The sequence below is a fragment of the Burkholderia sp. L-4 genome, assembly GCF_056856535.1.
This window is the reverse complement of the sequence record NZ_JBXEOX010000002.1, coordinates 311083-336900: the sequence shown is the minus strand read 5'-3', so window position 1 is coordinate 336900 and position 25818 is coordinate 311083. Positions and strand designations below refer to the sequence as shown.

At 68.6% G+C, this 25818-nt stretch carries 20 protein-coding genes and 2 pseudogenes; 10 read left to right on the top strand and 12 right to left on the bottom strand.

The window, feature by feature from the left end; translation table 11 throughout:
• Nucleotides 1–16: 16 nt before the first annotated feature.
• The gene (locus tag AC1VVG_RS18260) at nt 17–928 is read right to left on the bottom strand and encodes a LysR family transcriptional regulator (RefSeq protein WP_034190603.1); all 912 of its coding nucleotides are present in this window, start codon (nt 926–928) and stop codon (nt 17–19) included.
• Nucleotides 929–1022: 94 nt separating this feature from the next.
• Here AC1VVG_RS18260 and AC1VVG_RS18255 point away from each other — a divergent pair, with 94 nt between their 5' ends.
• The 3 genes from AC1VVG_RS18255 (at nt 1023) to AC1VVG_RS18245 (ending at nt 4220) form a co-directional block, all read left to right on the top strand.
• Complete coding sequence (locus tag AC1VVG_RS18255) at nt 1023–2372, top strand: NCS2 family permease (RefSeq protein ID WP_049033794.1); 1350 nt, start codon at nt 1023–1025, stop codon at nt 2370–2372.
• A gap of 47 nt (nt 2373–2419) precedes the next feature.
• On the top strand, nt 2420–3520 hold the full coding sequence (add, locus tag AC1VVG_RS18250) for an adenosine deaminase (RefSeq protein ID WP_069706715.1): 1101 nt from the start codon (nt 2420–2422) through the stop codon (nt 3518–3520).
• A 97-nt stretch (nt 3521–3617) separates the two neighbouring features.
• Nucleotides 3618–4220 (top strand): hypothetical protein, encoded by a 603-nt coding sequence (locus AC1VVG_RS18245; RefSeq protein ID WP_226104067.1) that lies wholly within the window; start codon nt 3618–3620, stop codon nt 4218–4220.
• Nucleotides 4221–4275: 55 nt separating this feature from the next.
• Here the strand turns inward: AC1VVG_RS18245 and AC1VVG_RS18240 are convergent, their stop codons facing one another.
• The gene (locus AC1VVG_RS18240; protein WP_482835988.1) at nt 4276–6504 is read right to left on the bottom strand and encodes a penicillin-binding protein 1A; all 2229 of its coding nucleotides are present in this window, start codon (nt 6502–6504) and stop codon (nt 4276–4278) included.
• A gap of 125 nt (nt 6505–6629) precedes the next feature.
• Nucleotides 6630–8139, bottom strand: a pseudogene (gene pdxR / locus AC1VVG_RS18235) (MocR-like pyridoxine biosynthesis transcription factor PdxR).
• A 123-nt stretch (nt 8140–8262) separates the two neighbouring features.
• Between pdxR and AC1VVG_RS18230 the strand changes: the two are divergent.
• Complete coding sequence (locus tag AC1VVG_RS18230) at nt 8263–8901, top strand: FMN-binding negative transcriptional regulator (protein ID WP_124671062.1); 639 nt, start codon at nt 8263–8265, stop codon at nt 8899–8901.
• A 53-nt stretch (nt 8902–8954) separates the two neighbouring features.
• On the opposite strand, the gene AC1VVG_RS18225 is transcribed toward AC1VVG_RS18230, so the two are convergent.
• Nucleotides 8955–9536 (bottom strand): thioredoxin family protein, encoded by a 582-nt coding sequence (locus AC1VVG_RS18225; RefSeq protein ID WP_034190596.1) that lies wholly within the window; start codon nt 9534–9536, stop codon nt 8955–8957.
• A gap of 226 nt (nt 9537–9762) precedes the next feature.
• Here AC1VVG_RS18225 and AC1VVG_RS18220 point away from each other — a divergent pair, with 226 nt between their 5' ends.
• Both AC1VVG_RS18220 and AC1VVG_RS18215 read left to right on the top strand, forming a co-directional pair.
• The gene (locus tag AC1VVG_RS18220) at nt 9763–10503 is read left to right on the top strand and encodes a response regulator (protein ID WP_034190595.1); all 741 of its coding nucleotides are present in this window, start codon (nt 9763–9765) and stop codon (nt 10501–10503) included.
• Complete coding sequence (locus tag AC1VVG_RS18215) at nt 10500–11822, top strand: ATP-binding protein (protein WP_034190594.1); 1323 nt, start codon at nt 10500–10502, stop codon at nt 11820–11822. The genes AC1VVG_RS18220 and AC1VVG_RS18215 overlap by 4 nt, the downstream gene beginning before the upstream one ends.
• 84 nt (nt 11823–11906) lie before the next feature.
• Here the strand turns inward: AC1VVG_RS18215 and AC1VVG_RS18210 are convergent, their stop codons facing one another.
• From AC1VVG_RS18210 to AC1VVG_RS18195, 4 genes are all read right to left on the bottom strand, one after another.
• On the bottom strand, nt 11907–12518 hold the full coding sequence (locus AC1VVG_RS18210) for an alpha/beta fold hydrolase (protein WP_034190593.1): 612 nt from the start codon (nt 12516–12518) through the stop codon (nt 11907–11909).
• Nucleotides 12519–12575: 57 nt separating this feature from the next.
• Complete coding sequence (locus tag AC1VVG_RS18205) at nt 12576–13310, bottom strand: metallophosphoesterase family protein (protein WP_049035484.1); 735 nt, start codon at nt 13308–13310, stop codon at nt 12576–12578.
• A 100-nt stretch (nt 13311–13410) separates the two neighbouring features.
• Nucleotides 13411–13947: a GNAT family N-acetyltransferase gene (locus AC1VVG_RS18200; protein ID WP_049035485.1), complete on the bottom strand. Its 537-nt coding sequence runs from the start codon at nt 13945–13947 to the stop codon at nt 13411–13413.
• 12 nt (nt 13948–13959) lie between these two features.
• Complete coding sequence (locus AC1VVG_RS18195) at nt 13960–14592, bottom strand: LysE family translocator (protein WP_034190590.1); 633 nt, start codon at nt 14590–14592, stop codon at nt 13960–13962.
• Between the two features lie 304 nt (nt 14593–14896).
• Here AC1VVG_RS18195 and AC1VVG_RS18190 point away from each other — a divergent pair, with 304 nt between their 5' ends.
• The 3 genes and pseudogenes from AC1VVG_RS18190 to AC1VVG_RS18180 all read left to right on the top strand — a co-directional run bounded on the left by AC1VVG_RS18190 (nt 14897) and on the right by AC1VVG_RS18180 (nt 18990).
• Nucleotides 14897–16090 (top strand): porin, encoded by a 1194-nt coding sequence (locus AC1VVG_RS18190; RefSeq protein ID WP_482835987.1) that lies wholly within the window; start codon nt 14897–14899, stop codon nt 16088–16090.
• Nucleotides 16091–16187: 97 nt separating this feature from the next.
• Nucleotides 16188–16618 (top strand): annotated as a pseudogene (locus tag AC1VVG_RS18185) (GFA family protein).
• Between the two features lie 446 nt (nt 16619–17064).
• Nucleotides 17065–18990: an SMP-30/gluconolaconase/LRE-like region family protein gene (locus AC1VVG_RS18180; protein WP_473375656.1), complete on the top strand. Its 1926-nt coding sequence runs from the start codon at nt 17065–17067 to the stop codon at nt 18988–18990.
• Between the two features lie 22 nt (nt 18991–19012).
• On the opposite strand, the gene AC1VVG_RS18175 is transcribed toward AC1VVG_RS18180, so the two are convergent.
• Complete coding sequence (locus AC1VVG_RS18175) at nt 19013–21181, bottom strand: TonB-dependent siderophore receptor (protein WP_482835986.1); 2169 nt, start codon at nt 21179–21181, stop codon at nt 19013–19015.
• A gap of 398 nt (nt 21182–21579) precedes the next feature.
• On the opposite strand from AC1VVG_RS18175, the gene AC1VVG_RS18170 reads away from it, so the two are divergent.
• Nucleotides 21580–22026: a hypothetical protein gene (locus tag AC1VVG_RS18170; RefSeq protein WP_482835985.1), complete on the top strand. Its 447-nt coding sequence runs from the start codon at nt 21580–21582 to the stop codon at nt 22024–22026.
• 26 nt (nt 22027–22052) lie between these two features.
• On the opposite strand, the gene AC1VVG_RS18165 is transcribed toward AC1VVG_RS18170, so the two are convergent.
• The 3 genes from AC1VVG_RS18165 to AC1VVG_RS18155 all read right to left on the bottom strand — a co-directional run bounded on the left by AC1VVG_RS18165 (nt 22053) and on the right by AC1VVG_RS18155 (nt 25800).
• Nucleotides 22053–23147, bottom strand: a complete 1095-nt coding sequence (locus tag AC1VVG_RS18165; RefSeq protein WP_482835984.1) for a porin — start codon at nt 23145–23147, stop codon at nt 22053–22055.
• Between the two features lie 102 nt (nt 23148–23249).
• Nucleotides 23250–24587 carry an MFS transporter gene (locus tag AC1VVG_RS18160; protein WP_069706705.1) on the bottom strand — a complete coding sequence of 446 codons (1338 nt, stop codon included), beginning with the start codon at nt 24585–24587 and terminating at the stop codon, nt 23250–23252.
• Between the two features lie 154 nt (nt 24588–24741).
• Nucleotides 24742–25800, bottom strand: a complete 1059-nt coding sequence (locus AC1VVG_RS18155) for an aromatic ring-hydroxylating oxygenase subunit alpha (protein ID WP_034190582.1) — start codon at nt 25798–25800, stop codon at nt 24742–24744.
• Between the last annotated feature and the right edge of the window lie 18 nt (nt 25801–25818).

Genomic DNA, 25818 nt, shown 5'->3' with positions numbered 1-25818 from the left:
CGCGCGGTGAACGCGATCAGATGTGCTTCGCAATCCACTCGCGGCACGCGCGCACATGCGGGCCGCGATCGTCGGCGGCGAGCGAGATCAGCGAGATCGCTCGCGTGACGCGCGGTTTGTCCACGCGCAGCGCGACGAGTTCGGGATCGTGCAGATGCATCGTGTAGAGGCTCGGCAGCACGGCGGTCGCGAGGCCGTTGCGCGCAAGTGCGTAGAGCGGTTCGGTGTATTCCATCCGGTACGTGACGTTCAGGCGCAACTTGCCGGCGCCGCCGGTGCGATGCAGCGATTCGCTGACGCTGCCGCGCACGAACACCGCGAGCTCGCGATCGACGAGCTTCGCCCACGTGACGCTCTTCGCGCGGGCGAGCGGATCGTCGTGCCGCACGACGATCACGATCTCGTCCTCGAACAGCTGCTGGTAGCGCAGCGTGCCGTCGTCGCTGTCCGGCTCGCGCACGCCGATGCCGAGATCCGCGACGCCGTCGCGCACGGCTTCGACGAGCGCGCTGTTCGGCAGGTCGGTGAGCGTGAAGCGCAGCGTCGGACGCGTGCCGCGCAGCGTGTTGAGCGCGGGCAGCAGGCGGCCCGCGACCGACGGGATGAACGCGATGCGCACGGTCTGAATGCGTTCGCCGATGAGCCGCGTCATGTCGTCGAAGGTACCGCGGGCCTGGTTGAGCAGTCGTTCGGCGAGCGGCAGCACGGCTTCGCCCGCGGTGGTGAGCGTAAGGCGATGCGCGGTACGCGCGAACAGGCGCCCGCCGAGCAGGAATTCGATCTGGCGGATCGACGCGGTGAGCGCGGGCTGGGTGAGCGACAGCGCCTGCGCGGCCTGCGTGAAGCTGCGTGCGTGGGCGAGCACGACGAAGTGCTGGACCTGCCGCAGCGTGAGCGCGGGCAGCAGCGACGAGCGGTCGGACGACATCGGGCAATAACGGTCGGGATGCGGTACGCGGCAGTATAAGACCGCGCCGCGGGAACCGACACAGGACAATATTCGGAATCACAGGAGAACCACCATGTCAGCGACTGACACGATCCCGGCGCGTGCGCCGGCCAACTGGCTCGAACGCCGCTTCGCGCTCGCCGCGCGCGGCACGAGCGTGCGCACCGAGACGATCGCCGGCGTCACGTCGTTCCTCGCGGCCGCGTACCTGCTCGTCGTGATTCCGTCGCTGCTCGCGACCGGCGGGATGGAGCGCGGCGCGGCGACGACGGCGACCATCGTCGTGTTCGTGTTGTTCACGACGCTGATGGGGCTCTACGCGAACCTGCCGTTCCTCGTCGGCCCCGGCATCGGCGGCTCGGTGATCATCGGCGTGACGCTCGCGACGACGGAACACGTCGGCTGGCAGACGGGCCTCGGCATCGCATGCGTGTCGGGCGTGCTGTTCTTCCTGCTGACGATACTCGGCGCGCGCGGCGTGGTGGTGCGGCTGATTCCGGTGCAGATCAAGCTCGGGCTCGGCGCGTCGATCGGGTTGTTCGTCACGATGCTCGGGCTGCGCAACGCGGGGATGGTCGTCGCGAATGCGAAGACCAACGCGTTCGCGCTCGGCGACTTCTCGCGGCCGGGCGCGCTCGTCGCGCTGACCGGCCTCGCGGTGGCGATCGTGCTGCAGGCGCGCAAGGTGCCCGGTGCGATCCTGATCGCGATCCTCGCCGCGGCCGCGGCCGGCGTTCCGCTGGGCGTCACGCACCTGCCCGCGTCGTTCGTGTCGCTGCCGCACAGCATCGCGCCGATCGCGTTCAAGCTCGATATCGGCAGCGCGTTGAGCCTTGCGGCCGCGCCGTACCTGTTCGCGTTTTTCGCGGCGGAATTCTTCTCGACGCTCGGCACCGCGCTCGCGGTCGGCGCGAAGGCAAACCTGCTCGACGAGCAGGGCAACCTGCCGAACATCAACCGGCCGTTCCTCGTCGACTCGCTCGCCGCGACGCTCGGGCCCGTGTTCGGCATCCCGGCGCTCACGGCGCTGATCGAATCGGCCGCGGGCGTCGAGGCCGGCGGCCGCAGCGGGCTGTCGTCGCTGGCCGCGGCCGTGCTGTTCGCCGCGATGCTGCTGTTCGTGCCGGTCGCGCTCGCGATCCCGAAGGAGGCGACGGCGCCGGCGCTGATCCTGATCGGGCTGTCGATGTTCGCGACGATCCGCCATACGCATTTCGACGATTTCACCGATGCGCTGCCCGTGATGTCGATGGTGCTGCTCACGCTGATGTCGAACAGCTTCGGCACCGGCATCGCGGGCGGGCTGCTGTGCTACGTGCTCGTCAAGCTGCTGGCCGGCCGCTGGCGCGACGTGTCGTGGGGGCTCGTCGTGCTCGCGATTCCGCTCGGCTATTACTTCTGGACCGTCGTGAAGCCGCACTGAGGGACGGCTTTCGCGACGCACAGGCACTACCGAAAAAAGAGACTGACATGAAGGGAACACCAGGCAACGTCCCGCCCGCGCGCACGGGCATCGAGATCACGCCGGCCCACCGGGCCTTCTTCCACGCGCTGCCGAAGGTCGAGCTGCATTGCCACCTGCTCGGCGCGGTGCGGCACGACACGTTCGTCGCGCTCGCGGCGCGCAGCGGCGCGCCGATCGAGCGCGCGGAGATCGATGCGTTCTACGCACGCGGCGAGAAGCCGGTCGGCGTGCTGCACGTGCTGCGGGCGCTCGACAAGTATCTGCTCACGCAGCCCGACGATTTGCGGCGGATCGCTTACGAGTATCTGGAAGATGCGGCCGCGCACCATGTCCGGCATGCGGAATTCTTCTGGAATCCGACAGGTACGGTGCGCGTGTCGGGCATCGCGTATGCCGATGCGCAGGCCGCGATCGTGACGGCGATCCGCGATGCCGCGCGCGATTTCGGGATCGGCGCGCGCCTGATCCCGAGCATCGACCGCGAGCAGGATCCCGACGAGGCGGTCGAAATCGTCGAGTGGATGAAGGCGAATCGCGCGGACGAAGTCGCGGGGATCGGCATCGACTATCGCGAGAACGACCGGCCGCCGGAACTGTTCTGGAAGGCGTACCGCAATGCACGTGCGGCCGGTTTCCGCACGACCGCGCACGCGGGCGAGTTCGGGATGCCGTGGCGCAACGTCGAGACGGCCGTCGATCTGCTGCAGGTCGATCGCGTCGATCACGGCTATACGATCGTCGACAACCCCGACCTGTGTGCGCGCTATGCGGAGCGCGGGATCGTCTTCACCGTCGTGCCGACGAATTCGTACTATCTGCGCACGCTGCCGCCGGAGCAATGGGCGGAACGGCATCCGATGCGCAAGATGCCGGGCCTCGGGCTGAAGATCCATCCGAACACCGACGACCCGACGCTTCACAAGGTCAATCCGAGCGAAGCGTGGGAACTGATGCTCAGCCATTTCGGCTTCACCGTGGCCGACCTGAAGCAGTTCATGCTGAACGGGATCGACGGCGCGTGGGTCGATGACGTGACGAAGGCTGCGTGGCGTGCCGCATGGGCGCCGGAGTTCGACGCGCTGGCCGCCACGCTCGCGGCGGGCTGAGTACGCGCGCGCACGCTGTTCGGCCGGTAGCTCGACCGGTCGGCGCTTCGTCCGGATGGGTTCAGGCCGTGCCCGGCCGAAGCAGGATGCCGCGCACGTGTCCCGGCGTCTTCCCGGGCCGCTGTGCGCCGCGGGCTGGCATACCTCGGTCGCGTTCGCTATATTGGCGCCCGGCGGCGCCCGATCGTGTCGCCGCCGCCGCGCGCGCCCGCGCCGGCATTCCGACAACAATACGAACGCTGAGAGGCCCGCCGTGCGCATTCCCGTTTTCTGTCTGATGTTGTGCGTCTCGCTGTCCGCGCGAGCCGGCAGTGCCTGCGATGGGCTGCTCGGCGATTACGCGCGGGCCGCCGGCAAACCCGCGACCCTGCGCGTCGAGAAGGCGGGTGACGACTTCGTGCTGCGCGCGCGTGAAGCCGGCCGCTGGAGCGTCGAAACGGCCCCGGCGCAGGTGGCGGAGCTCGACATGGACGGTCCGGAGAAGCCGCCCGCCGACGCGTGCGTGCTCGACGTACCGGGCGGCCAACTGATCCGGATGCCGATCGGCTCGCCCTATCAGGTCACGTCGATCACCGGCAGCAGTTTCACGACGAAGCATTCGACCACGGGCGTCCTGCTGCTGATCGTGCAAGGCTTTCAGGTCGACGGCATCGAGCTTCATCCGGTCGCGCGCAGCGGCGAGTCGCCGCCGGCGCCGTGACGCCGGTCGCCGGGCGCTGACGACGCGCCGGTAAAACGGGCCGCGGGCGCCGCGATCAGCGGAAGAATCTCAGCCAGTCGAACAGGCCCGGATGCTGCACGCGCCGTCTCGGCGCGGGCGCGCTGCGTGGCCGGAAATCGGGCGAGAACTGCGCGTGCGGATCGATCGCGCGCGCCCGCAGCGCCGCCTCGTAGAACGAGCCGACGATCGGCAGCGCACTGTGCGCGCCCGCGCCCCAGTAATCGCTGCGCAGCGTCACGCTGCCGTCGTCGAAGCCGACCCACGCGCCGGCCACGAGCTGCGGATGCATCAGGATGAACCAGCCGTCCGCGTTGTCCTGCGTCGTGCCCGTCTTGCCGGCGACGTCGACGCGGATCCCGTAGCGCGACCGGATGTCGGCGCCGGTGCCGCGATCGACGACGTCGCGCATCACGTCGACGAGCGTCTGCGCGGCCGGCGCCGGCAGCGCGCGTTCGGGCGGCGCGCTGCCGAACGCGGCCAGCACCTTGCCGTCGCGGTCCTCGATGCGCGTGATCATCTGCGGCGCGACGTACACGCCGCGGTTCGCGATCGTGCCGTATGCGGACACCATCTCCTTCAGCGTCACGGGGCTCGTGCCGAGCGCGAGCGACGGCACCGCATCGAGCGGGCTGTCGCGCACGCCCATCGCGCGCGCCAGCTGCGCGACCTTCGCGGCGCCTTCGTGCTGCATCACCTGCGCGGTGACGCGGTTGCGCGACAGCGCGAGCGCGTCACGCAGCGTCATCGGCTCGCCGGTCGGCGGTTCCGCATCGGTCGGGCGCCACACGGCGCGCCCGTCGACCGGAATCGCGACGGGACGATCGACGAACGTATCGTCGGGCCGCATGCCGTCCGCGAACGCCGCGCCATAGACGAACGGCTTGAAGGTCGAACCCGGCTGGCGCCGCGCCTGGAAGACGTGGTCGAACGGCTCGCTGCCGAAATCGGGGCTGCCGACCCACGCGCGGATCGCGCCGTTGCGCGGATCGATCGCGACGAAACCGGCCTGCACCTGCGTCTTGCGTTCGCACAGCGCGCGCATGAACGCGCGGTTGGCACCGAGCTGCTTCAGCGCCGGCACGTCGGCGAGCCCGGTGTCGCGGGCCTGGCGATACTCGGGCGTCTGGCGGATGAAGCCGCGGAACAGGTCGTTGCGCAACCCGCAGCCGGACGGGCCGCGCCATGCGCCGTCGGCGACCGCCTGCAGCCGCTCGGTCTGCCGCGTCAGCGCCTGCGTGGCCATGTCCTGCAATTGCGCATCGAGCGTCGTGCGCACGACGAGGCCGTCGGCGTAGAGATCGTAGTTGTTGCGGTCGGCCCACGCGATCAGCCACTTGCGCAGCTGTACCGCGAAGTGCGGCGCGAGGCTCGGCTGCGCCGTCTGCGGTTCGAAGTCGACGCGCAGCGGCTGGCGCTGCAGTTTCGCGAGCTGCGGCGGCGTGAGCATGCCCATCTGCGCCATCCGGCCGAGCACGATGTTGCGCCGCTGGACCGCGCGCTCCGGATTCAGCACCGGGTTGTAGTAGCTGTTGCCCTTCAGCATCCCGACGAGCGTCGCGCTTTCCGCGATGTCGAGCTGGTCCGCCGACTTGCCGAAGTAGGTGCGCGCGGCCATTTCGACGCCGTACGCGTTGTACAGGAACGGCACCGTGTTCAGGTAGGTTTCGAGGATCTCGTCCTTGCTGTACACCGATTCGATCTTGAACGCGGTGATCAGCTCCTTCACCTTGCGCGTGAGCGTCGGCGCGCGGCCGACTTCGTCCGGATACAGGTTGCGTGCGAGCTGCTGCGTGATCGTCGAGCCGCCCTGGCGGTTGCCCGAGAAGGTATGCAGCCCGGCGGCGAGCGTGCGGCGCAAGTCGATGCCGTGATGCGAATAGAAGCGATGGTCCTCGGTCGCGATCAGCGCGTCGACCATGTGCGGCGAGATCTGTTTGAGCGGCACCCATTCGCGGTTCACGGGCCGGAACTCGGCGATCAGCTGGCCGTCGGCGGACAGCACACGCGCCGGGCGGTCGATGCGCGCCTTGCGGATGTCGCCGATGCTCGGCGTGAACGGGACGAACGCGAGCAGGCCCAGCAGGCCCAGCACCGGTATCGCGGCGAGCGTCAGCGCCACGCCGCGCCGCGTCGGATGGCGCAGGCGATGCAGCACGGCCGCGCACAGCGTGCGCAGGCGCGCGCGGCAGGCGGCGGCGAGCGGCATGACACGGGCGCGGCAGCGGAGCCACGCATCTCGGAGAAACGGCACGAAGCGATTCAAGGCGGCAAGGGCGCGGATGGATAGACGCGCGATCCTAGCAAACGGCGCCCGCACACCGGCGGCAGAAACGGCCGTTTGCTTGCAGGATTTACAGACGATTACGTTTGTTGCCCGCCGACAACCTTTTAAGGTGCGCGCGGCCGCGATTGCGCCGACGAAACCACGTCCGCGAGCCGTTGCGCGGCGGCTTCCATCTGCGCGCGGTCGAACCCGCCGAAGCCGAGCACGAGCCCCGGGCGGGCCGTGCCGGGCGCGAACATCGGCGACACCGCGCGCACCGCGACGCCGGCCTGCGCGGCGCGCGCGACCACGTCGAGATCGTCGATACCTTCGGCAAGCCACAGCACGACGTGCATGCCCTGGTCGCCCGGCTGCACCCACGCGCGTTCGCGCGGCAGCCGCGCGCCGAGCGTGTCGATCAGCAGCGTGCGCTGTTCCGCATACACGCCGCGCACACGGCGGATGTGGCGGTCGAGATGGCCTTCCGCGATGAAGGCGGCCAGCACGTGCTGATCGGCGGTCGGCGCATGGCGATCCATCAGCACGCGCGCGCCGCAGAACGCGGGCACGAGATCCTCGGGCGCGATCACGTAGCCGAGCCGCAGCGACGGAAACAGGATCTTGCTGAACGTGCCGAGGTAGATCACACGATCGGGGGCGAGCCCTTGCAGCGACGGGAACGGGTAGCCTTCATAGCGCAGCTCGCTGTCGTAGTCGTCTTCGACGACCCACGCGCGCTGCGCGCGCGCCCAGGCGAGCAGCGCGTTGCGCCGCGCCATGCTCAACGGCATGCCGAGCGGGTACTGGTGCGACGGCGTGACGAACGCGGCGCGCGCCTCCGGCGCGAGCCGCATGCCGGCGTCGACGTCGAGGCCGTCGGCGTCCACCGGCACGCGCACCATCGCGTCGCGCCGCCCGGTGCTTTCGAGCAGCGCGGTGATGCCGCGATAGGCGGGATTCTCGACCCATGCGCGGTCGTTGTCGCCGAGCAGCACCTGGCGCGCGAGATGCAGCCCCTGCTGCGTGCCGCTCGTGATCACGACCTGGCCGGCATCGCAGCGCACCGAGCGCGACCGGCGCACGTAGTCGGCGATCGCTTCGCGCAGCGGCAGCGCGCCCTGCGGATCGGCATAGCCGGACGGCGCACCGGCGCCGCGGGCGCGCAGGCGGTTGCCGAGCCGGCGCCAGATGTCGTCGGGGGCGGTGAGGCCGACCGGCACCGAGATCGCGAACGGCATGGCCGGCAGCGGGCTGAATTCGCGGGCGATCCGCGCGAAGGGTGGCGGCGGGCTCGGGCAGGCCGGCGTGCGCCGGGCGCTGGCGTCGCGCGGGCGGTGCGGGCGCGTCGCCGGACGGCGGTTCCGCGAGCGCGTTCGCGACCCGCGTGCCCGCGCCGCCGCGCGACTCGAGAAAGCCCTCGGCGACGAGCTGCGCGTACGCATCGACCACCGTGCCGCGCGCAAGCTGCAGCGCCGCCGCCAGCAGCCGCGTGGACGGCAGCGCGTCGCCCGGCCGGACGTCGCCGCGCCGCACGGCGTCGCGCAGCGCCTGCGCGAGCTGACGGCTCAGGTCGCCGGCCGCGCGGTCGAGCGTGCCGAGCGACGGGATTTCGACGATCCGGGCCGTTCTTGCCATGATTCTGGTCTGCTGAAATTGTTCCAAACCGGCTCTACAGCATAAACCAGTTTGGGGTCACAATCGCCGCATGACGGGCCTGCGCCCGCGCCATTTCCCATCCCGTTCGACCGTGGAGCCGACATGTACGTCCCCGCCGATTTCAACGAGCCCGATCCCGACGCGCTGCGCGAGCTGATCGTGCAGCATCCGTTCGGTAGCCTGATCACGCAGGGCAAGAACGGGCTCGACGCGAACCACCTGCCGTTCGAGCTGTTGCCCGACGATGGCGGGCTCGGCGAACTGCATGCGCACGTCGCCCGCGCGAATCCGGTCTGGCGGGACGTCGCGGACGGCGACGAGGTGCTCGTGATTTTCCGCGCCGGCGACGCGTACATCTCGCCGAACTGGTACCCGAGCAAGCACGTCGCGCACCGGCAGGTGCCGACGTGGAACTACGTGGTCGTGCATGCGCACGGCCGCATCACGGTGCGCGACGACGAGAAGTTCGTGCGCGGCGTGGTCGCGCGGCTGACGCGTACGCACGAGGCGTCGCAGCCGGTGCCGTGGAAGATGGGCGACGCGCCGAAGGACTACATCGACACGATGGTGCAGTCGATCGTCGGGCTGCGGATCGAGATCACGCGGCTCGTCGGCAAGCGCAAGCTCGGGCAGAACAAGGCCGGGGCCGATATCCGGGGCGCCGGTGAAGCGCTGATCGCGGACGGCAACCTCGCGATCGGCGAGGCGATGCTCGCGGCGGCGGACGCGAAACGCACGTGAGCGAGTGAGCGCATGACGGGCGTGCACGCATGTGCAGATGCGCGCCGCGCCGGTCACTGGGTGCGCGTCGCATCCTTCGCCGGTGTGCCGGCCTGCGCGAGCGCCCCGCGGATCGCGGCCTCGGTCTTGTCGTAACCGCCCTCGCCATAGCGCGTATAGACGACCTTGCCGTTCGCATCGATCAGGTACAGCGCGGGCCAGTACTGGTTCCCATACGCGCGCCACGTGTCGTAACGGTTGTCCTGCGCGACCGGGTACGAGATGCCGAAGCGCTTGACCGCCTCGGCGACGTTCTTCGCATCGCGTTCGAACGGATATTCGGGCGTGTGCACGCCGACCACGACGAGCCCCTGGTCGCGATACTTCCGGTCCCATTCCTTCACGTACGGAATCGTATGAATGCAGTTGATGCACGAGTACGTCCAGAAATCGACGAGCACGACCTTGCCGCGCAACTGGCCGAGCGTCAGCGGCGCGCTGTTGTGCCAGCGGTCGATGCCGGTGAAATCGGGGGCCGGCGTGCCGGCCAGCGACGCCGGCATGCCCGCATCGTCGCGGGTGCCGGCGAAGGCGGCGAGCCCGGCCGTGGCGGCGAGGGCGATGACGATGGCGGCGGTCTTGAGTCGGGGCAGCATGGCGTTCTCCTGAGCGGGGTGGCCGCGGCTGGACGGCGGCAGCCGGACGGGTTTCGACAGGCCCCATTAGGCGGCGCCGACGTATCCGCGATGTGTCCGGCCGGCGGCGCGTGTGCAATGTTGTGTGTCGCCGCGGCCGCGCGATACATTGGGATACAAACGCGCGCCTGCCATGCGGTATAACAGCGGACATCGCCTGCCCGAACCACGACACCGACCACGACTCATGGACAAGATCGACCACGTGCTGATCGTCGACGACGATCGCGCGATCCGCGAACTGATCGCGGACTACCTGGAGAAGAACGGCATGCGCGTGTCGCTGGCCGCGAACGGCCGCGAGATGCGCAACGTGCTGGACGACGGCGCGCCCGACCTGATCGTGCTCGACCTGATGATGCCGGGCGAGGACGGTCTCACGCTGTGCCGCGACCTGCGGGCCGGCAAGTTCCGCACGGTACCCGTGCTGATGCTGACCGCGCGCGGCGAGGAAACCGACCGCATCATCGGCCTCGAGATGGGCGCCGACGATTACCTGGCCAAGCCGTTCGCGGTGCGCGAACTGCTCGCGCGGATCCGCTCGGTGCTGCGCCGCGCGCGCATGCTGCCGCCCGGCATGCAGGTGACGGAAACGGCCGAGATGCTCGCGTTCGGCGAATGGCGGCTCGACACGACCGGGCGCCACCTGCTCGACGCCGAAGGCACGCTGGTCGCGCTGAGCGGCGCCGAATACCGGCTGCTGCGCGTGTTCCTCGACAACCCGCAGCGCGTGCTGACGCGCGACCAGTTGCTCAACCTCACGCAGGGGCGGCAGTCCGACCCGTTCGACCGCTCGATCGACCTGCTCGTGAGCCGGTTGCGCCAGCGGCTGCGCGACGGCGCGCGCGAACCGCGCTACATCAAGACGCTGCGTAACGAGGGCTACGTGTTCTCGTCGGCCGTGACCGCCGTCGACGGTACGCCATGAGCGCGCGTACGCCGTGGCACTGGCCGCGCTCGCTGTTCGCGCGGCTCGCGCTGATCCTGTGCGTGGGCCTCGCGCTCGCGCAGACGCTGTCGTTCTGGCTCACCGTCACCGAGCGCGACCAGGCGACCACCAACCTGATGATGGGCTATATCGAGCGCGAGGTCGCGAGTTCGGTCGCGCTGCTCGACCACTTGCCGCCGGCCGAGCGCGCCGCGTGGCTGCCGCGTCTCGCGCGGCGCAGCTATGCGTTCATCCTCGGGCCCGGCGAGACGGGCACGCCGCCGGAAGCGCGGCTGTCGGCGCGCGTCGAGCGTTCGATCTCGGACGGCATCGGCGGCGACTACCCGCTGACCGCGAACGCGATCCCCGGCGACCGCGAACATCTGCAGGTGCACCTGCGCCTGACCGACGGGTCGCCGCTGACGATCGACATTCATCCGATGTCGACGGTGCCGCTGTCGGGCTGGCTGCCGGTCGTGCTCGTGCTGCAGCTCGCGGTGCTGGCCGCGTGCTGCTGGCTCGCGGTGCGGCTCGCGACGCGGCCGCTCAAGCAGCTCGCGCAGGCCGCCGACGCGCTCGGCCCGGACCTGAAGGGCGAGCGGCTGGACGAAGGCGGGCCGTCGGAGGTCGCGCGTGCCGCCCGGGCATTCAACGCGATGCAGGACCGCATCGCGCAGTACATGGCCGAGCGCATGCAGATCCTCGCGTCGATCTCGCACGACCTGCAGACGCCGATCACGCGCATGCGGCTGCGGGTCGACGTGATGGACGACGACACGCAGGGCGCGAAGCTGCGCCAGGACCTGATCGAGATGGAGCACCTGGTGAAGGAGGGCGTCGCGTACGCGCGGACGCTGCACGGCACCGAGGAAGCCGCGCGCCGCATCGATCTCGACGCGCTGCTCGACAGCATCGTGTGCGACTACACGGATGCGGGGCAGGACGTCGCGCTGCACAGCCGCGCGCCGCTCGCGCTCGTCACGCGGCCGAAGGCGCTGCGCCGCATCGTGGGCAACCTCGTCGACAACGCGCTGAAGTTCGCGGGCGCGGCCGAGATCGACGTGCAGGCCGCGCCGGACGGCGGCGCGGTGATTGCCGTGCTCGACCGCGGGCCCGGCATTCCGGCCGATCAGCTCGACGCGGTATTCGAGCCGTTCCGGCGCGTGGAGACGTCGCGCAACCGCGACACGGGCGGCACGGGGTTGGGTCTGGCGATCGCGAAGCAACTCGCGCTCGCGATGGGCGGCACGCTGACGCTGAACAACCGGCCCGATGGCGGCGGGCTCGAAGCACGGCTCACGCTGAGGCGCGCGGGGTGAGCCGACGCGGCGCGTGAGCGTCGCGGTGCCGGGTGCGCGCCGAAGCTGAAGCGTGGACGGAAGCGGATGCCGGCGCGCGCGACGTTACGTGCGCTGCAGATGCGCGTCGACGAGCGGGGCGAGCGCTTGCGCATGCACGGCCGCGAGGTCGTGCCGGCCGCCCGCCACGACATGCAGCCGCGCATCGGGCAGCCGTTCGAGCAGGCGCCGGCCGGCCGCGACGGGGCTGATCGGATCGTCGTCGCCCCACAGCAGCAGCGTCGGTTGTGCGATGCGGCCGATGTCCCGCGAGAAGTCCGCGCGGAACGTCAGGAACCAGTCGGGCAACTGCGGGTTCGCTTCGGCGAAGCCGGCCCGCCAGTCCTGCGCACCGAGCCCTTCCATGTCGAGCCCGCCGGACGTGACCGTCAGCACGAGGTGCGTGACGAGCCCGGGCTTGTCGAGCGCCGCGCGCATCGCGATCACGCCGCCCATCGACTGGGCGATCACGGCGGTCGGCCGGTCGATCTTCTCGAGGACATCGCGCACGAGGCCGTCGAAATCGTCGACGGCCGGATCGCGCGGCGTGTCGCCGAAGCCCGGATAGGCGACGATGCGCCGTTCGGCCGGATGCGTGAGCAGGCCGGCCAGCGGCTGCCAGAAAGCGGTGCTGCCCGATGCGCCGGGCAGGAAGAGCAGTTGCGACGGAACGGGCATGGCGTTCGGTTTTCCTGAAAGGGACGTGAAGCGGGGCGGCGGCGCGGCGCGTGCGTCTCAGCACCGGCCGGTGCGCAGCGCGACGGTCCAGTCGTCGCGCCCGCGCGAGGCCGCGGTGACGGCGGCCGTGTGCCAGTCGTATTCGACCGCATGGAATTCGACGCTCCAGCCGGCCGCCGTGCGCGACACCATCGCGTAGCGCGCATGCGGCGAGCCTGTTTCGATGCGGTGCGGATGCGGCAGGTCGTCCTCGTACGCCTGCAGCCCGACGCTGCCTGGGTTGACGATCAGCCGGCCGTCGTCGAGCTTCGCGGTACGCGGCACGTGCGTGTGGCCGCACAGGATCAGCGACGCCGCTTCGTGGCCCGCGCGCCGCGCGACTTCGTCGGGCGTGGCCGCGCGGCAGCCGTCGGGCGTGACCGTCTCGAGGAAGTAGACGAGATCGCTGGCCGGCGTGCCGTGCACCATCAATACGTCGTCGTCGAGCATCATGCGTTCGGGCAGCGCGGCGATCCAGTCGAGCTGGTCGTCGCGCAGCGTGTCGTGCGCCCAGCGATCGGACAGCCGCATCGCTGCGCGGTCGCAGGTGAGCAACTGCCGCTCGTGATTGCCCTTGATGGTCGGCAGATCGAGCGCGATCAGGCGGTCGGCCGTTTCGGCCGGATGGAGCGCGCCCGACACGATGTCGCCGAGATTGACGATCACGTCGGCGCCGCGGCGGCGGACGTCGTCGAGCACCGCGTCGAGCGCGGCGAGGTTGCCGTGGATGTCGGAAAGCGCGGCGATCTTCATGGCGGAGCGTCGATGAGGGGAACGGCGATTGTCGCCAATTCGGCGCGGGTCGTCCAACAATCGCATCATGGCACCGGCGCGCGATGCCGCGTACGGTGCGTCAGTCGGTCGCGAGGCGCGCGTACATCGCGAAATCGCCCGGCGTGCCGCGCACCATCTTGTATGCGCGCAACAGTCCTTCGTAGCGGTAGCCGCACTTCTGCAGCACGCGCGCGGAGCCCGCGTTGCTGGTCAGCACGACGGCCTGCATCCGCATGAAGCCGCCCGTGGTGAACGCCCATGCGGTGACGGCTTCGCACACGGCGCTCGCGATGCCGCGCCCCCAGTGCGACGGCGCGAGGTCGTACGCGATCTCCGCCGAGCGGTTCACGGTGGACACCGTATGCAGCCCGACCGTCCCGGCGAGCGTGCCCGATGCGGTGTCGACGATCGCGAGACGCCGGATCGAATCCGGGTCGGCCGATTCGATGTTGTCGAACAGCGGCAGCAGATCGTCGGGTGCGCGCAGGTTCCAGCTCGTGTGGCGGAAGACGTCGGGGTTGGACAGGTACGCGTACCACGCGTCGAGGTCCGCGCGGTCGAGTTGCCGGAGCGACAGGCCGGGGAAGCCGGAGCGGGGCGGTCGATCGATTTTCATCGCAACCGGCTTCTATGCCGCATGGCGCCGGTACAGCGCGAGCGAACCGGCGAGCGCGAGCAGCATCGCGCCGCACGTGCGTTCGAGCCACAGCGCACCCGCGCGTTTCAGCAGCCGCACCGCGCGGGCGCCGAGCAGCGCGTAGCCGAACATCACCACGCCGTCGAGCAGCGCGAACGTGACCGCGAGCGCGACGTACTGCGGCGCGAGCGGCGCGGACGGATCGAGGAACTGCGGCAGGAACGCGGAGAAGAACAGATAGCCCTTCGGATTCGTGACAGCGGTCAGGAAGCTCTTCGCGAAGATCGACGCGTTGCGATCGGGCGCCGCGCCGGCGGACGCGGCGGCGACGTCGAGCGAACCCTTCGACATCAGCAGCCGGATGCCGACATACGCGAGGTACGCGGCGCCGAGCCATTTCACCACCGAGAACCAGAACGCCGATGCCATCAGCAGCGCGCCGAGGCCGAGCGCGACCGCGACGATCAGCACGACGTCGGACAGCATCGCGCCCGCGAAGCCATAGGCCGCGCGGCGCACGCCGTAACGCGAGCCGTTGGTCAGCGCGAGCAGCACGGTCGGGCCGGGTGTCGCGATGCCGACGAACGCGACGGCGGCGAAGATCAGCAGGGTCGTTTCATGCATGACGGCACTCCTGGGGAAAGGGTGCGTTCGATTATCGGGGGCGCCGCCCCGTGCTGTACAGGCGCGGCAGCGATCAACGACGGCCGTGTCGCGACTATCTCGATTTTGGCAAAAAACTGTTGTCATTATTCCGCTTTGGGTCGGAACCGGTTCCAACTACCATGGCGGCCGCAGCGGGCATGCCCGCCGCGTCGTCGCGCGCGGACGCGGCCGGCCTCGCACCGCCGGCGGATGTCGGCGCCCGTGCGCGCTACTCGCAACAGTCAGCCAGAACAACGGGTTCGACGCCCGGAGACATAACATCATGAACAAGCAACTGATCGCAGCGCCGCTGCTGCTCTCGCTCGCGGGTATCGCCGCCGCGCAAAGCTCCGTCACGCTGTACGGCATCGTCGACGCGGGCGTGACCTACCGCAGCAACGAACGGGTTGGCTCGGCGGGTGCGTACACCGGCCATTCGAGCGTCGGTCTCACGACCGGCAACCTGTCCGGCAGCCGCTGGGGCATCAAGGGTTCCGAGGATCTCGGCGGCGGCATGCGCGCGCTGTTCGTGCTCGAGAACGGCTTCGACATCGCGAACGGCACGTCGGGCCAGGGCGGCCGCCAGTTCGGCCGCCAGGCGTTCGTCGGCGTCGGCAGCAACCGCTACGGCACGATCACGCTCGGCCGTCAGTACACGTCGCTCGACGATTTCGTGAGCCCGGTCGGCCCGTCGTCGTTCATCGGCGGCTTCGGCGCGCACCCGGGCGACATCGACGATCTCGACCAGACCGCCCGCGTCGACAGCTCGATCAAGTACACGAGCGCGAACTACTCGGGCTTCACGTTCGGCGCGCTGTACGGCTTCGGCGGCCAGCCGGGGAGCATGAAGCAGCGCAACACGTGGAGCGTCGGCGCCGCGTACGCGGCTGGCCCGCTGCGCGTCGGCATCGGCTACGAGCGCTCGGACAACAGCAAGACGGGTGCGACCGACCCGACGGCCGGCAAGTGGCAGAGCACCGACGACGGCCTGTTCAATTCGTCGATCAACGAAGGTTATGCAAGCGCGCAATCGCAGCAGGTGATCGCGACGGGGGCGACGTACGACTTCGGCCCGGCCGTCGTCGGCGTGAACTACAGCAACGTGCAGTACCGCGGCGGCGCGCAGTCGCTGTTCTCCGGGCATGCGACGTTCAACGTCGCCGGCGTGTTCACGCGCTGGAACGTGCAGCCGCAGACGCAGCTGTTTGCCGGCTACAGCTACACGCGCGGCAGCGACGTCGACGGCATCGACAACCGTGCGCAGTATCACAACGTCACGCTCGGCGCCGTGTACGACCTGTCGAAGCGCACCAGCGTGTACCTGCTCGGCGCGTACCAGCATGCGTCCGGCACGACGCTCGACGCACTCGGCCGGCCGGTGGCCGCGACCGCGTCGGTGTCGGACAAGGCGAACGGTCATTCGTCCGATTCGCGATCGCAGGCGATCGTGAGCCTCGGGCTGCGCCAGAAGTTCTGACGCGGCGATCGTTGCGCGTGCAACGGGGCCCACTGCTGCTGCGGGCATCGTTGCCGGCATGCTCCTATACCGTCGCCTCCCTTTTCGAGGAGACGACATGACCCGAACGCTTTCCGCGCGCTGCCTGTGCGTGCCGTGACGGTCACGCTGTGCGGCGAGCCGGCGGCGCGCGCGAACTGTCATTGCGCGACGTGCCGCGATTTTTACGGCACGCCGATGCTGTCGGCTACTGCATGGCCGCCGGAGCAGGTGACGCTCGACGGCGGTCACGCGACGTTCCCGCATCCGTCGATGTCGATGTCACGGGCGTGGTGCGCATCGCGCGGCGAGATCGTGTTCGGGACGAACCGGCCCGGCATGCGCGTCGTGCCGAACAGCTTGACCGCGCGTGCGCATGGCGGGCCGCTGCCGGACCACTTGCAACCGTCGATGCACCTGTTCTACGGGCCACGCGTGATCGACGTCGCCGACGCGCTGCCGAAATACGTCGACGGCTGGGGCGGCCCGACGCTCGACCCGGCAAGTTGAGCGATCGCCGCCGCGTGCCGGTCCGGCCGGCGCGCGGTTTTTCCCGCCGCATTCCTCCTTTCCCTCCCGCTTTCCCTTCCGCGCGCGAAATCGCGAACAGCCGATCGCATCGAATAATATTTTTCTCCTTTCATTTTAATTTCCATTTGTAATAATCGAAAAGAATTCCGGGATGAAAAGGCAATACGGTCATATAAGAAAAAATGACGCATTTGTATCGGATGACCCGGAAGAAAATGCCGGCGTATACGTCGAGATCGCGTGACCGTCAGGCCGTCGTGGCGCGGTTTTGCAGATTTTGCGATCGTTGACGAAAAAGCGCCGGACGGCAAAAGGCGTGGAGTGAATAATTCGGAGTAACGGCGAATGCGCATTTGCCTGAATCACCAATATTTCATGCGCCGCGATTTACAGTGTCGACCATTGTTCGTCTGGGAGCATTATTCATGTCAATGAAACAAATCCGCGCGGCGTTGCTGGGAATGTGCATGGCGCTGCTGGCGCCGGCGGGCCACGCGCAGGCGCAATACTCGACCGACTGGCTTGCGAACACGTACGGCACGCTGGCCGCCCACGTCGGCAACGGCGCACGCTCGATGTGGGTCGCGCCCGAAGGCGTGATCTACACGGCGTCGCGCTGGGACGAGAACGCGGGCGGCGTCGCGATCTACCAGAACGGCCAGCCGCTCGGCACGATCGGCATCCACGACGAATTCCAGGGCGGAGCGATCACCGGCAATGCCACGTCGCTGTTCGTCGCGCTCGGCTACAACCGCACGTTCGGCAGCGGCTCGGTGGGGCGCTACAACCGAAGCTCGAACCAGCGCGACCTGCGCATCCCGGTCAGCACGTGGACGGGCATCCAGTACGCGGACGTGATCACGGGCCTCGCGACGGGCGGCAACCTGCTGTACGTGAGCGACTTCTACGGCAACCGCGTGCGCGTCTATACGACCGACGGCGTGTGGCAGCGCGACATCGGCGTATCGGGGCCGGGCGCGCTGGCGCTCGATGCGGCCGGCAATCTGTGGGTCGCGCGCAAGAGCGCGGGCGTCGTCGCGCAGTTCAGCGCGGCCGGGGCGGCGATGAACACGCTTCAGATGGCGGCCGGCGCGCGGCCGGCGTCGTTGTACTTCGATGCGTCGATGGGCCAGTTGATGGTGGGCGACGAAGGGCCCGACATGAACATCAAGGTGTACGGCGGGCTGCCCGGGATGCCGGTGCAGGTCGGCACGTTCGGCGTGCAGGGCGGTTATCTCGACACGACGACGGGCATCAAGGGGCAGGTCGGCGACAAGCGCTTCACGCGCGTCGCGGCGCTCGGCAAGGATGCGGCCGGCAACCTGTACGTGCTGAACAACGCGTGGGGCGGCGGCTGGGATCTCGGCCGCAACGGCAGCACCGATCTGCATTCGTACAGCCCGGTCGGCACGCTGCAATGGAAGCTGCAGGCGTTGAACTTCGAGGGAATCGCCGCGCCCGATCCGGTGACGGACGGCACGTTGTTCTTCAGCGGCAACAACGTGTACACGGGCACCGCGGGCGGCACGTTCGTCGCGAACACGGTCGACCCGTTCACCTACCCGAAGGACCCGCGCCTCGACATGAACGACTATCAGCGCGGCCAGCACTTCGGCCAGCTCGTGAACGTCGGCGGCAACCGGATCCTCGTCGCGTCGGGCCAGAACCCGGGCAACTTCAACTTCTATTACTTCAACACCGCGAGCGGCTACATCGCGATCCCGGCCGGTTCGCTGCCGGGCAAGCCGTTCAACACGACGCTGCAGGTGACGGCCGGTTTCGACATCGACGGCAACGGCGACGTGTGGGCCGGGCTGAACGGATCGAACGTGATCGCGCGCTACCCGATGACGGGCTTCGACGCGACCGGCAAGCCGTCGTGGGGCAAGCCGACGACGACGCCCGTGCCGACCGGCGTCGCGCCGGTCACGCGCATCATCTACCAGGCCGACAGCGACACGATGATCCTCGCGCAGGGCCTCGCGGGCAATTGGGACTGGACCGCGATGAACGGGCACATCGAGGTCTATCACGGCTGGAAGAGCGGCAACACGAGCGCGCCGAACCCGGTGATCAACCTGACGAGCGCGAACCCGAAATCGATCGCGGCGGCCGGCCACTACCTGTTCGTCGGCTACGTGCACACGGTGCCGAACATCGACGTGTTCGACCTGAACACCGGCGCGCTCGTCACGACGCTGACGAATTCGAACACGTCGGCGATGGACGTCGGCAACGACGTCGATTCGATGTACGGCGTGCGTGCCTACCTGCGCTCGACCGGCGAGTACGTGATCACGAAGGACAACTACAACGGGTCGAACATCGTCGTTTATCGCTGGCGCCCGTGACCGCGCCGGCCATCCCGTTGCGTCAGAACGATACCGTCGTCGTCAACGTGACGAGCCGCGGTTCGCCGACCGCGACGATCAGGTTGTTGTTGCTCGACGGGTAGTAGGTCTTGTCGAGCAGGTTCTTCACGTTGAGCTGGAAGCGCGTCGGGAACTTGCCGATCGTCGTTTCGTAGGCGGCGAACGCATCGACGGTCACGTAGCCGGGCAGCGTGAAGCTGTTCGCCGTATCGCCGGGGCGTGCGCCGACGAGGCGCGCGCCGCCGCCGAAGCGCCAGCGGCCCGGCAGGTTCGCGATGGCCGTGTCGTACACCGCGAACAGGCTGCCCGTGTGGCGTGCGACGTTGACGAGCGGCGTGTTGCCGTCGCGATCGTTCGCGTTCGTATACGCATAGCTGCCGATCACGCTCAGGTGACGCGTGATCTGCCCGGCGACGTCGAGCTCGATCCCGCGCGAGCGCGCGGTACCGATCGTCGACGTGAGGTCGCCGACCGTGACCGCGACGTTGCGCTTGTCGATCTGGTAGACCGCGAGCGTGCCGGTGATCGCGGGCTTCAGGCTGAACTTCAGCCCGGCCTCGAGCACGCGGCCGTATTCCGGCGCGAGCGGTGCCGCGACGTTCGATGCGACGTTCGGCTTGAACGAACGGCTCACGTTCGCATACGCGGTCAGCTCGGGCGTGAGCGCATAGGCGAGCCCGAACTGCGGCAGCCAGACGCTGCCGCGCGACCGGTCGGCGAACACGAACGGGCGCCCCATGCCCGATTCCTGCTGCCAGTTTTCCCAGCGCAGCCCGCCCACTGCCGTGAGGCGGTCGGTGATCTTCACGGTATCCTGAACGATCGTCGAATACGCATGCACGACCGAGCGCGAATCGCTTTGCTTCGCGTTGGGCGTGCCGCCCGGTGCGAGCAGGCCGTACACGGGATCGTAGAGATTGAAACCGGTCGTCGCCTTGCCGCGGATCGTGTCGCCGCGGAAGCTGCGCTGCCGCTCGTATTCGCCGCCGATGTAGAGCGCGTGGTTCATCCCCGCCAGCGTCACGTTGCCGAGCAGGCCGAGCGTCGCGATCTGGTCGGAATCGTTGCGCCCCAGGTTCGCGTCGGACGAGCGCGTCGGCGCGCCGGTCCTGCTGTTGAACGCGGTGGCGCGCGTAATGTACTGATCGTAGCGGTCGCGGCCCCAGCCGTAGGTCGCGCGTACACGCCATGCGTCGGAGAAGCGGTGCTCGATGCGCGTACGCAGCGTTTCCTGGATGCCGCTGCTTTGCGACCACGCTTCCTCGTAGCGGCGATAACGCAGCGTATCGTCGAGCTGGCCGTTCACGAGCACGGTGCCGCGATCGAACGGCGTCGTGTAGTCGACGTACTGGTAGCTGACGTCGATCGACGTGTTCGCGTCGTGCCACGACAGCGCGGGCGCGATCAGCGCATTGCGTTCGCGGCCGAAGCTGCGCCAGTAGCGGCTCGTGTCGTATTCGCCGGTCAGCCGGAACGCGAGCGTGCCGCCCGCGACCTGGCCCGGCTTGCCGAGCGGGCCCGTGAGGTCGAACTGCGCGCTGCTGCCGCCATGGCTCGTGCGCGACGCGGAGATCGAGCCGCCGAACGTGTCTTCCGGCTTGCGCGTGACGAGGTTGATCACGCCGCCCGGATCCTGCATCCCGTACAGCAGCGACGCGGGCCCTTTCAGCACTTCGACGCGATCGATCGTCGCGAGATAGCTGTGCAGCACCGGCGTGCGCACGCCGTCGACGAGCACCGAGCCGTCGTTGTTCGATCCGAAGCCGCGCTTGATGAACGCGTCGCGCGTGCCGCCGAGCGTGTTCGTCTGCGTGACGCCGCTGATGTTGCCGAGCACGTCGTCGAGCGAGCGCGCCTGCTGGTCCTGCATCACGCTGCTGCTGACCACCGCGACCGATTGCGGAATTTCCTTCAGCGAACGGTCTTCGCCGCCCGCGATGCGCGTGGTGCGCGGCTGATAGCCGACCGTCGGATCGGCCGTTGCCGACGCGTTGACGCTGATCGCCGGGAGTTCGTGTTCGGTTGGCGTCGCGGGAGTCGATGCGGGCGTGACGGGTTCGGCGTTGGCCGCATGCGCGCCGCTCGCGACGCAAAGGGTGAGCAGGGCAGGCAGGCGGGTGCGCCACGGACGCTGGGTCCGGGCACGGCGAGGCGTTCGACGGGATGGCATGAATCGAGGCAGGAGGAATACCAAGGATCGTGTTGCGGGCCGCGGCGTTTGGTTGCGGCCAGGTTGCGCATGATATATTTAATGAGAATCATTTGCAATTGTAATAGGATGGCCGGCAACGCACGGGACCCAGTTGCCGGGCCATCGACCGTCTGCTACCGTAGCGGCCAAAATCAGACGCATTAAAAATCAACGAGAGAGCCGGGGGCCGCACCATGTCATCTTCCAGTCACGTCGCGTTCCGCGCGGCGCCGTGCACCGCGCACGACCCTGCGCGTGATGAAGTGATCGCAGCCGTGTTCCGCCATTCGAACGATTAAAGCAACGAAAGCGAATGCAACCGGCGCAAGCGCCGGGCTTCGACGACTTCAACCACCACGCTGGACGGGAGACCACCGATGAAGAAGATTTCCGCGCCGTTCGCGGCAGCCGCGCTTGCGGCCTGCGCGCTGCTGGCGGGCGTTCACGAGGTCGCTTGCGCGGCTTCGGCCGCCGAACCCGCGATCGATGCGCATTACGGCGCCGTGATCGAGGCCTATACGCAGGACATGGCCGCCGCGAAGACGAAATACGACGGCCGGCGCCTCGTGTTCGTCGGCGCCGTGATCCGGATGGGCAGCGACCCGGCCGGCACGTACTTCGGCGCGCTGACGGCCGACGGCGAGCAGTTCGATACGCATTTCGACGTGGTCGACCAGGCCGCGCTGAAGCCGAAATTCCCCGGCGGGGAGATCAAGCCGTTCGTCACGTCGGCGGCGTTCCGGTTCAGCTGCGTGAACGAAGGCTATATCGATGCGCCCGTATTGCCGGGGTTGAAGCTCTCGCACTGCCGGCTCGCCGATTGACGAGGCGCCGGTGCGGCGTCCGGCGTTCAGAACTTCTGCTGGATGCCGGCCATCACGCCGAGCTGGTTCATTCCGGTACCGACCGTCCCGCCGGCGGCGACCGCGTTCGCGGCCAGCGCGCTGTTGAACATGTAGCCCACCGAGGTATAGACGGTCGTCCGCTTCGACAGGAAATAGTTCGCGCGGCCGACGAGCAGCGTCGCATTCGTGCCGCCTTCGCGGTTTTCGCGGCGTTGCAGGTAGCGTACGCCCTGGAGATCGAGCGCGAGGTAGGGCGTCGCGTAATACGTCCCGCCGGCGAACACGATATCGGCCTGCAGGTGCTCGGCCGCCGCGAGGTTGCGGCGGATCCACCCGGCGCCCAGTTTCGCGGGGCCGATCTTCACGTAGCCGGCGACGATGTCGCGCGTGTCGGTGTACGCCGGATTGCTCAGCGGCGCGAGTGCGCCGCCGCCGCCGCGCATCACGTCGTGCGATGCGGCGAGCCCGAAATGGCTCGCGTCGTACGCGAGCATCGCCGTGTATTGGCGGCAGGCGACGATGTCGCCGGGCACCTGCCCGGCGCAGCCTGTCGCCGACGGCCCTGCCGGCCCGGCCGCGTCGCGGCCGAAGCTGTAGGTGGCGCCAAGCGTCACGCCGTGGAACGTGCCCTTGTAGCCGATCGCATTGTCGCTGCGCGCGTTCGGCAGATAGGAGTCGAAATCCGCCATGGAGTGAATCGACGGGCCGATCACGTCGGCATTGGTCAGCACGATCATCGACATGTTCATCTGGCGGCCAAGCGTCAGCGCGCCGAACGGGCCGCTCACGCCGACGTTCGCCTGTCGCCCGAACAGGCGCCCGCCGTAATTCAGCGCGCCGGTGCCGGGCTGGAAGCCGTTCTCGAGCACGAAGAAGGCCTGGTAGCCGCCGCCGAGATCCTCGGTGCCTCTCAGCCCCCACCGTGACGGCACCTCGCCGGTCAGCGTCGGCATGCCCGTGAACGATCCGCCGTGCGCGGCGTTGTTGTAGTAGGACACACCGGTATCGATGATCCCGTACAGCGTGACGCTGCTTTGCGCGCAGGCCGGCCCGGCCAGCGCCATCACCGTCGCGAGTGCGCCGCCCAGTTTCGTTTTCATGGCTGTCTCCAAACAGTATGTAGATATGCTTATCGATTTTTTGAGTGCCCCGGGCGTGTCCGGGAGGCCGACGGGTATCGGCAGGACTGCGGGCGTTCCGTGTTACGACAGCGCCGGGTCGCGTTGCCGGCGCGGTGCCGCGGCGCGCGTGCCCGCCACGGCGACGGCGATCGCCGCGCCGGCCATCGGTACGAGGAACGCGAGGTAGAGATGGGAGACGGACCAGCCGTCGTCCAGCAGCGCACCGACGGTCATCGGCGACAGGATCGCGCCGAGGCGGCCGATGCCGACCGCGAGGCCGATGCCGGTCGTGCGGATTTCCGCGGGGTACGGCGTCGGCGACAGCGCATACATGCCGGCCACGCACGCATTGATCACGGCGCCGAGGAACACCGCGACGATCATCCCGATGCCGAGCGAGCCGGTGTTCGCGCCGAACACGACCATCAGCGCGCCGCCGAGCAGCAGGGTCGCGGCGAGCAGGTTGCGCAGGCCGAACCTTGTCGACAGCAGGCTGAAGAGCGACGCGCCCGCAATGCCGCCGAGGTTGAGCAGGACGCCGCCGGTGACGCCCTGCGATGTCGACAGCCCGGCCTGGACCAGCAGCTTCGGCGTCCAGCTCACGACGAAGTAGAAGCTGCCCATCACGAGGAAGAACGCGATCCACAACGCGATCGTGCGGCGCGCGAGCGGTGCGCGCAGCACGGCGGTCCAGCCCGACGCGGGGCTTGCCGTGTCGATGGACGAGGGTGGCAGCGCGGCGATCGGTGAGCGCTTCATTCGCGCGAGGATGCGGTTGATTTTCCGCAGCGCGTCGTCCGGACGCCGTGCCAGCAGGAAGTCGAGCGATTCCGGCAGCATCGCGAGCACCATCGGGATCGCCAGCAAGGTCAGGATGCCGCCGAACGCGAACACGCTGCGCCATCCCCACGTCGACAGCAGGTAGCCGGCGACGACGCCGCCGGCGGTGGCGCCGATCGCATAGCCGGTCGACTGCATGCCGATCGCGGCGCTGCGCCACTTGTTCGACGCATACTCGCCGCTGATGACGGTCAGGCTCGCCAGCATGCCGCCGATGCCGAGCCCCGTGTACGCGCGCGCGACGGCGAGCTGCAGCGTGCTGTGGGTGGCCGCGCAGGCGAGCATCCCGGTCGAGATCACCGTGAGGCAGAGCAGGATGATGCGGCGGCGGCCGACGCGGTCGGCCAACGGCGCGATCAGCACCGAGCCGATTCCCATGCCGGCCAGCCCGGCACTCAGCAGCAGGCCGATTTCCTTGCCGCTCAGTTTCCATTCGGCCGCCAGATGCGGTGCGGCAAACGCGATGGCCAGCACATCGAAGCCATCGAGCATGTTCAGCACGACGCAGGCCGTGACCGCCATCGTCTGGAACACGCTCATCGGGGATTCGTCGATCGTATTGCGGATACTTGCGCTCACGTCAAAGATCCTTGAAAAATAGTATGACTAATTAAATGGGATGAAATCGAAACCGGCGGCAACGAATGGGACGAAAGCGAATGCCTGGGCGGACGAGCCTTCCGGCGAACGCCCGTTGTGTCCGGCAGGCGTGATTCGCGCGCCGGCGCGACGCTTACGCGGGTTCCGGTTGCAGCAGCCGCTCGATCACGCGCCGCGCGCGATTGGGGCCCGCGTCGACATGAATGTCGATCTGGCGGCTGCCCGGAAAGCGCAGCTGATTCCGGTATTGCGCTTCGATCACGGTCTTGTCTTCGTCGAACGTCGCCGCGGACTGCTCGATGACCGTTTGCGCGACGCGCTCCACGTCGTGTTGCGGGTTGGTCGCGACGGTCCAGAAGTAGTGCGTCGTCGTTTCCGTCTCGGGCGTGATGCCGTGGAAGCCGCGCATGTGAAAGCCGCCGCGCGCCGGATCGTGCAGGTCGCCGGTGCCGGCGTCCATCGCGCCGGTCCAGATCCGGATGTGCGACACGTGGAACTCGATTTCCTGCCAGCGATCGACGCGGCCCGCGAACGGCCAGGCGGCGGTGTAGGTCGGCGGCGGGTCGGAATCCGGCATCCGGCGAACCAGCGTCACCGTGTCGCCGTCGCTGCTGACGCGGGTTTCCGCGCCCATGTGCAGCGACGCGTTGCCGCCGATCGTTTTCAGATGGACATAGCCGAGGTGGCTCAGGTCCATCAGGTTGTCGTGAATCAGTTGATACGGCGCATCGTAATGGTAGTTGCCGCCGCCGAACCGGTATTGCGGATCCGCGTGGAACGCGTAGCGCGGCGGCGCGCCGGCCGGTTTCGCGTGCGCGTCGGCGCCGATCCAGATCCACACGATCGCATCCTGCTCCTGCACCGGATACGACGACACGCACGCTTTTGCCGGAACCCGGTCCTGGCCGGGGATCTCGATGCATGCACCGCCGCGGTCGAACAGCAGCCCGTGATAGCCGCAGCGCAGGCCGCGTGCTTCGAGCGAGCCGCACGACAGCGGCAGCGACTTGTGGCAGCAGCGATCCTCCAGCGCGCCGACTTCCCCGGACGGCAACCGGAACAGGACGACCGGACGGCCGAGCAACGTACGGGCAACGGGTTGGTCCGTCAGTTCGGACGACAGCGCGGCGACCCACCATCGGTCGAGCGGGAAGGGCGTGGTAGTGACCGGTGGCCGGGCACGTTGCTCCATGGATCGTCTCCAGTATTG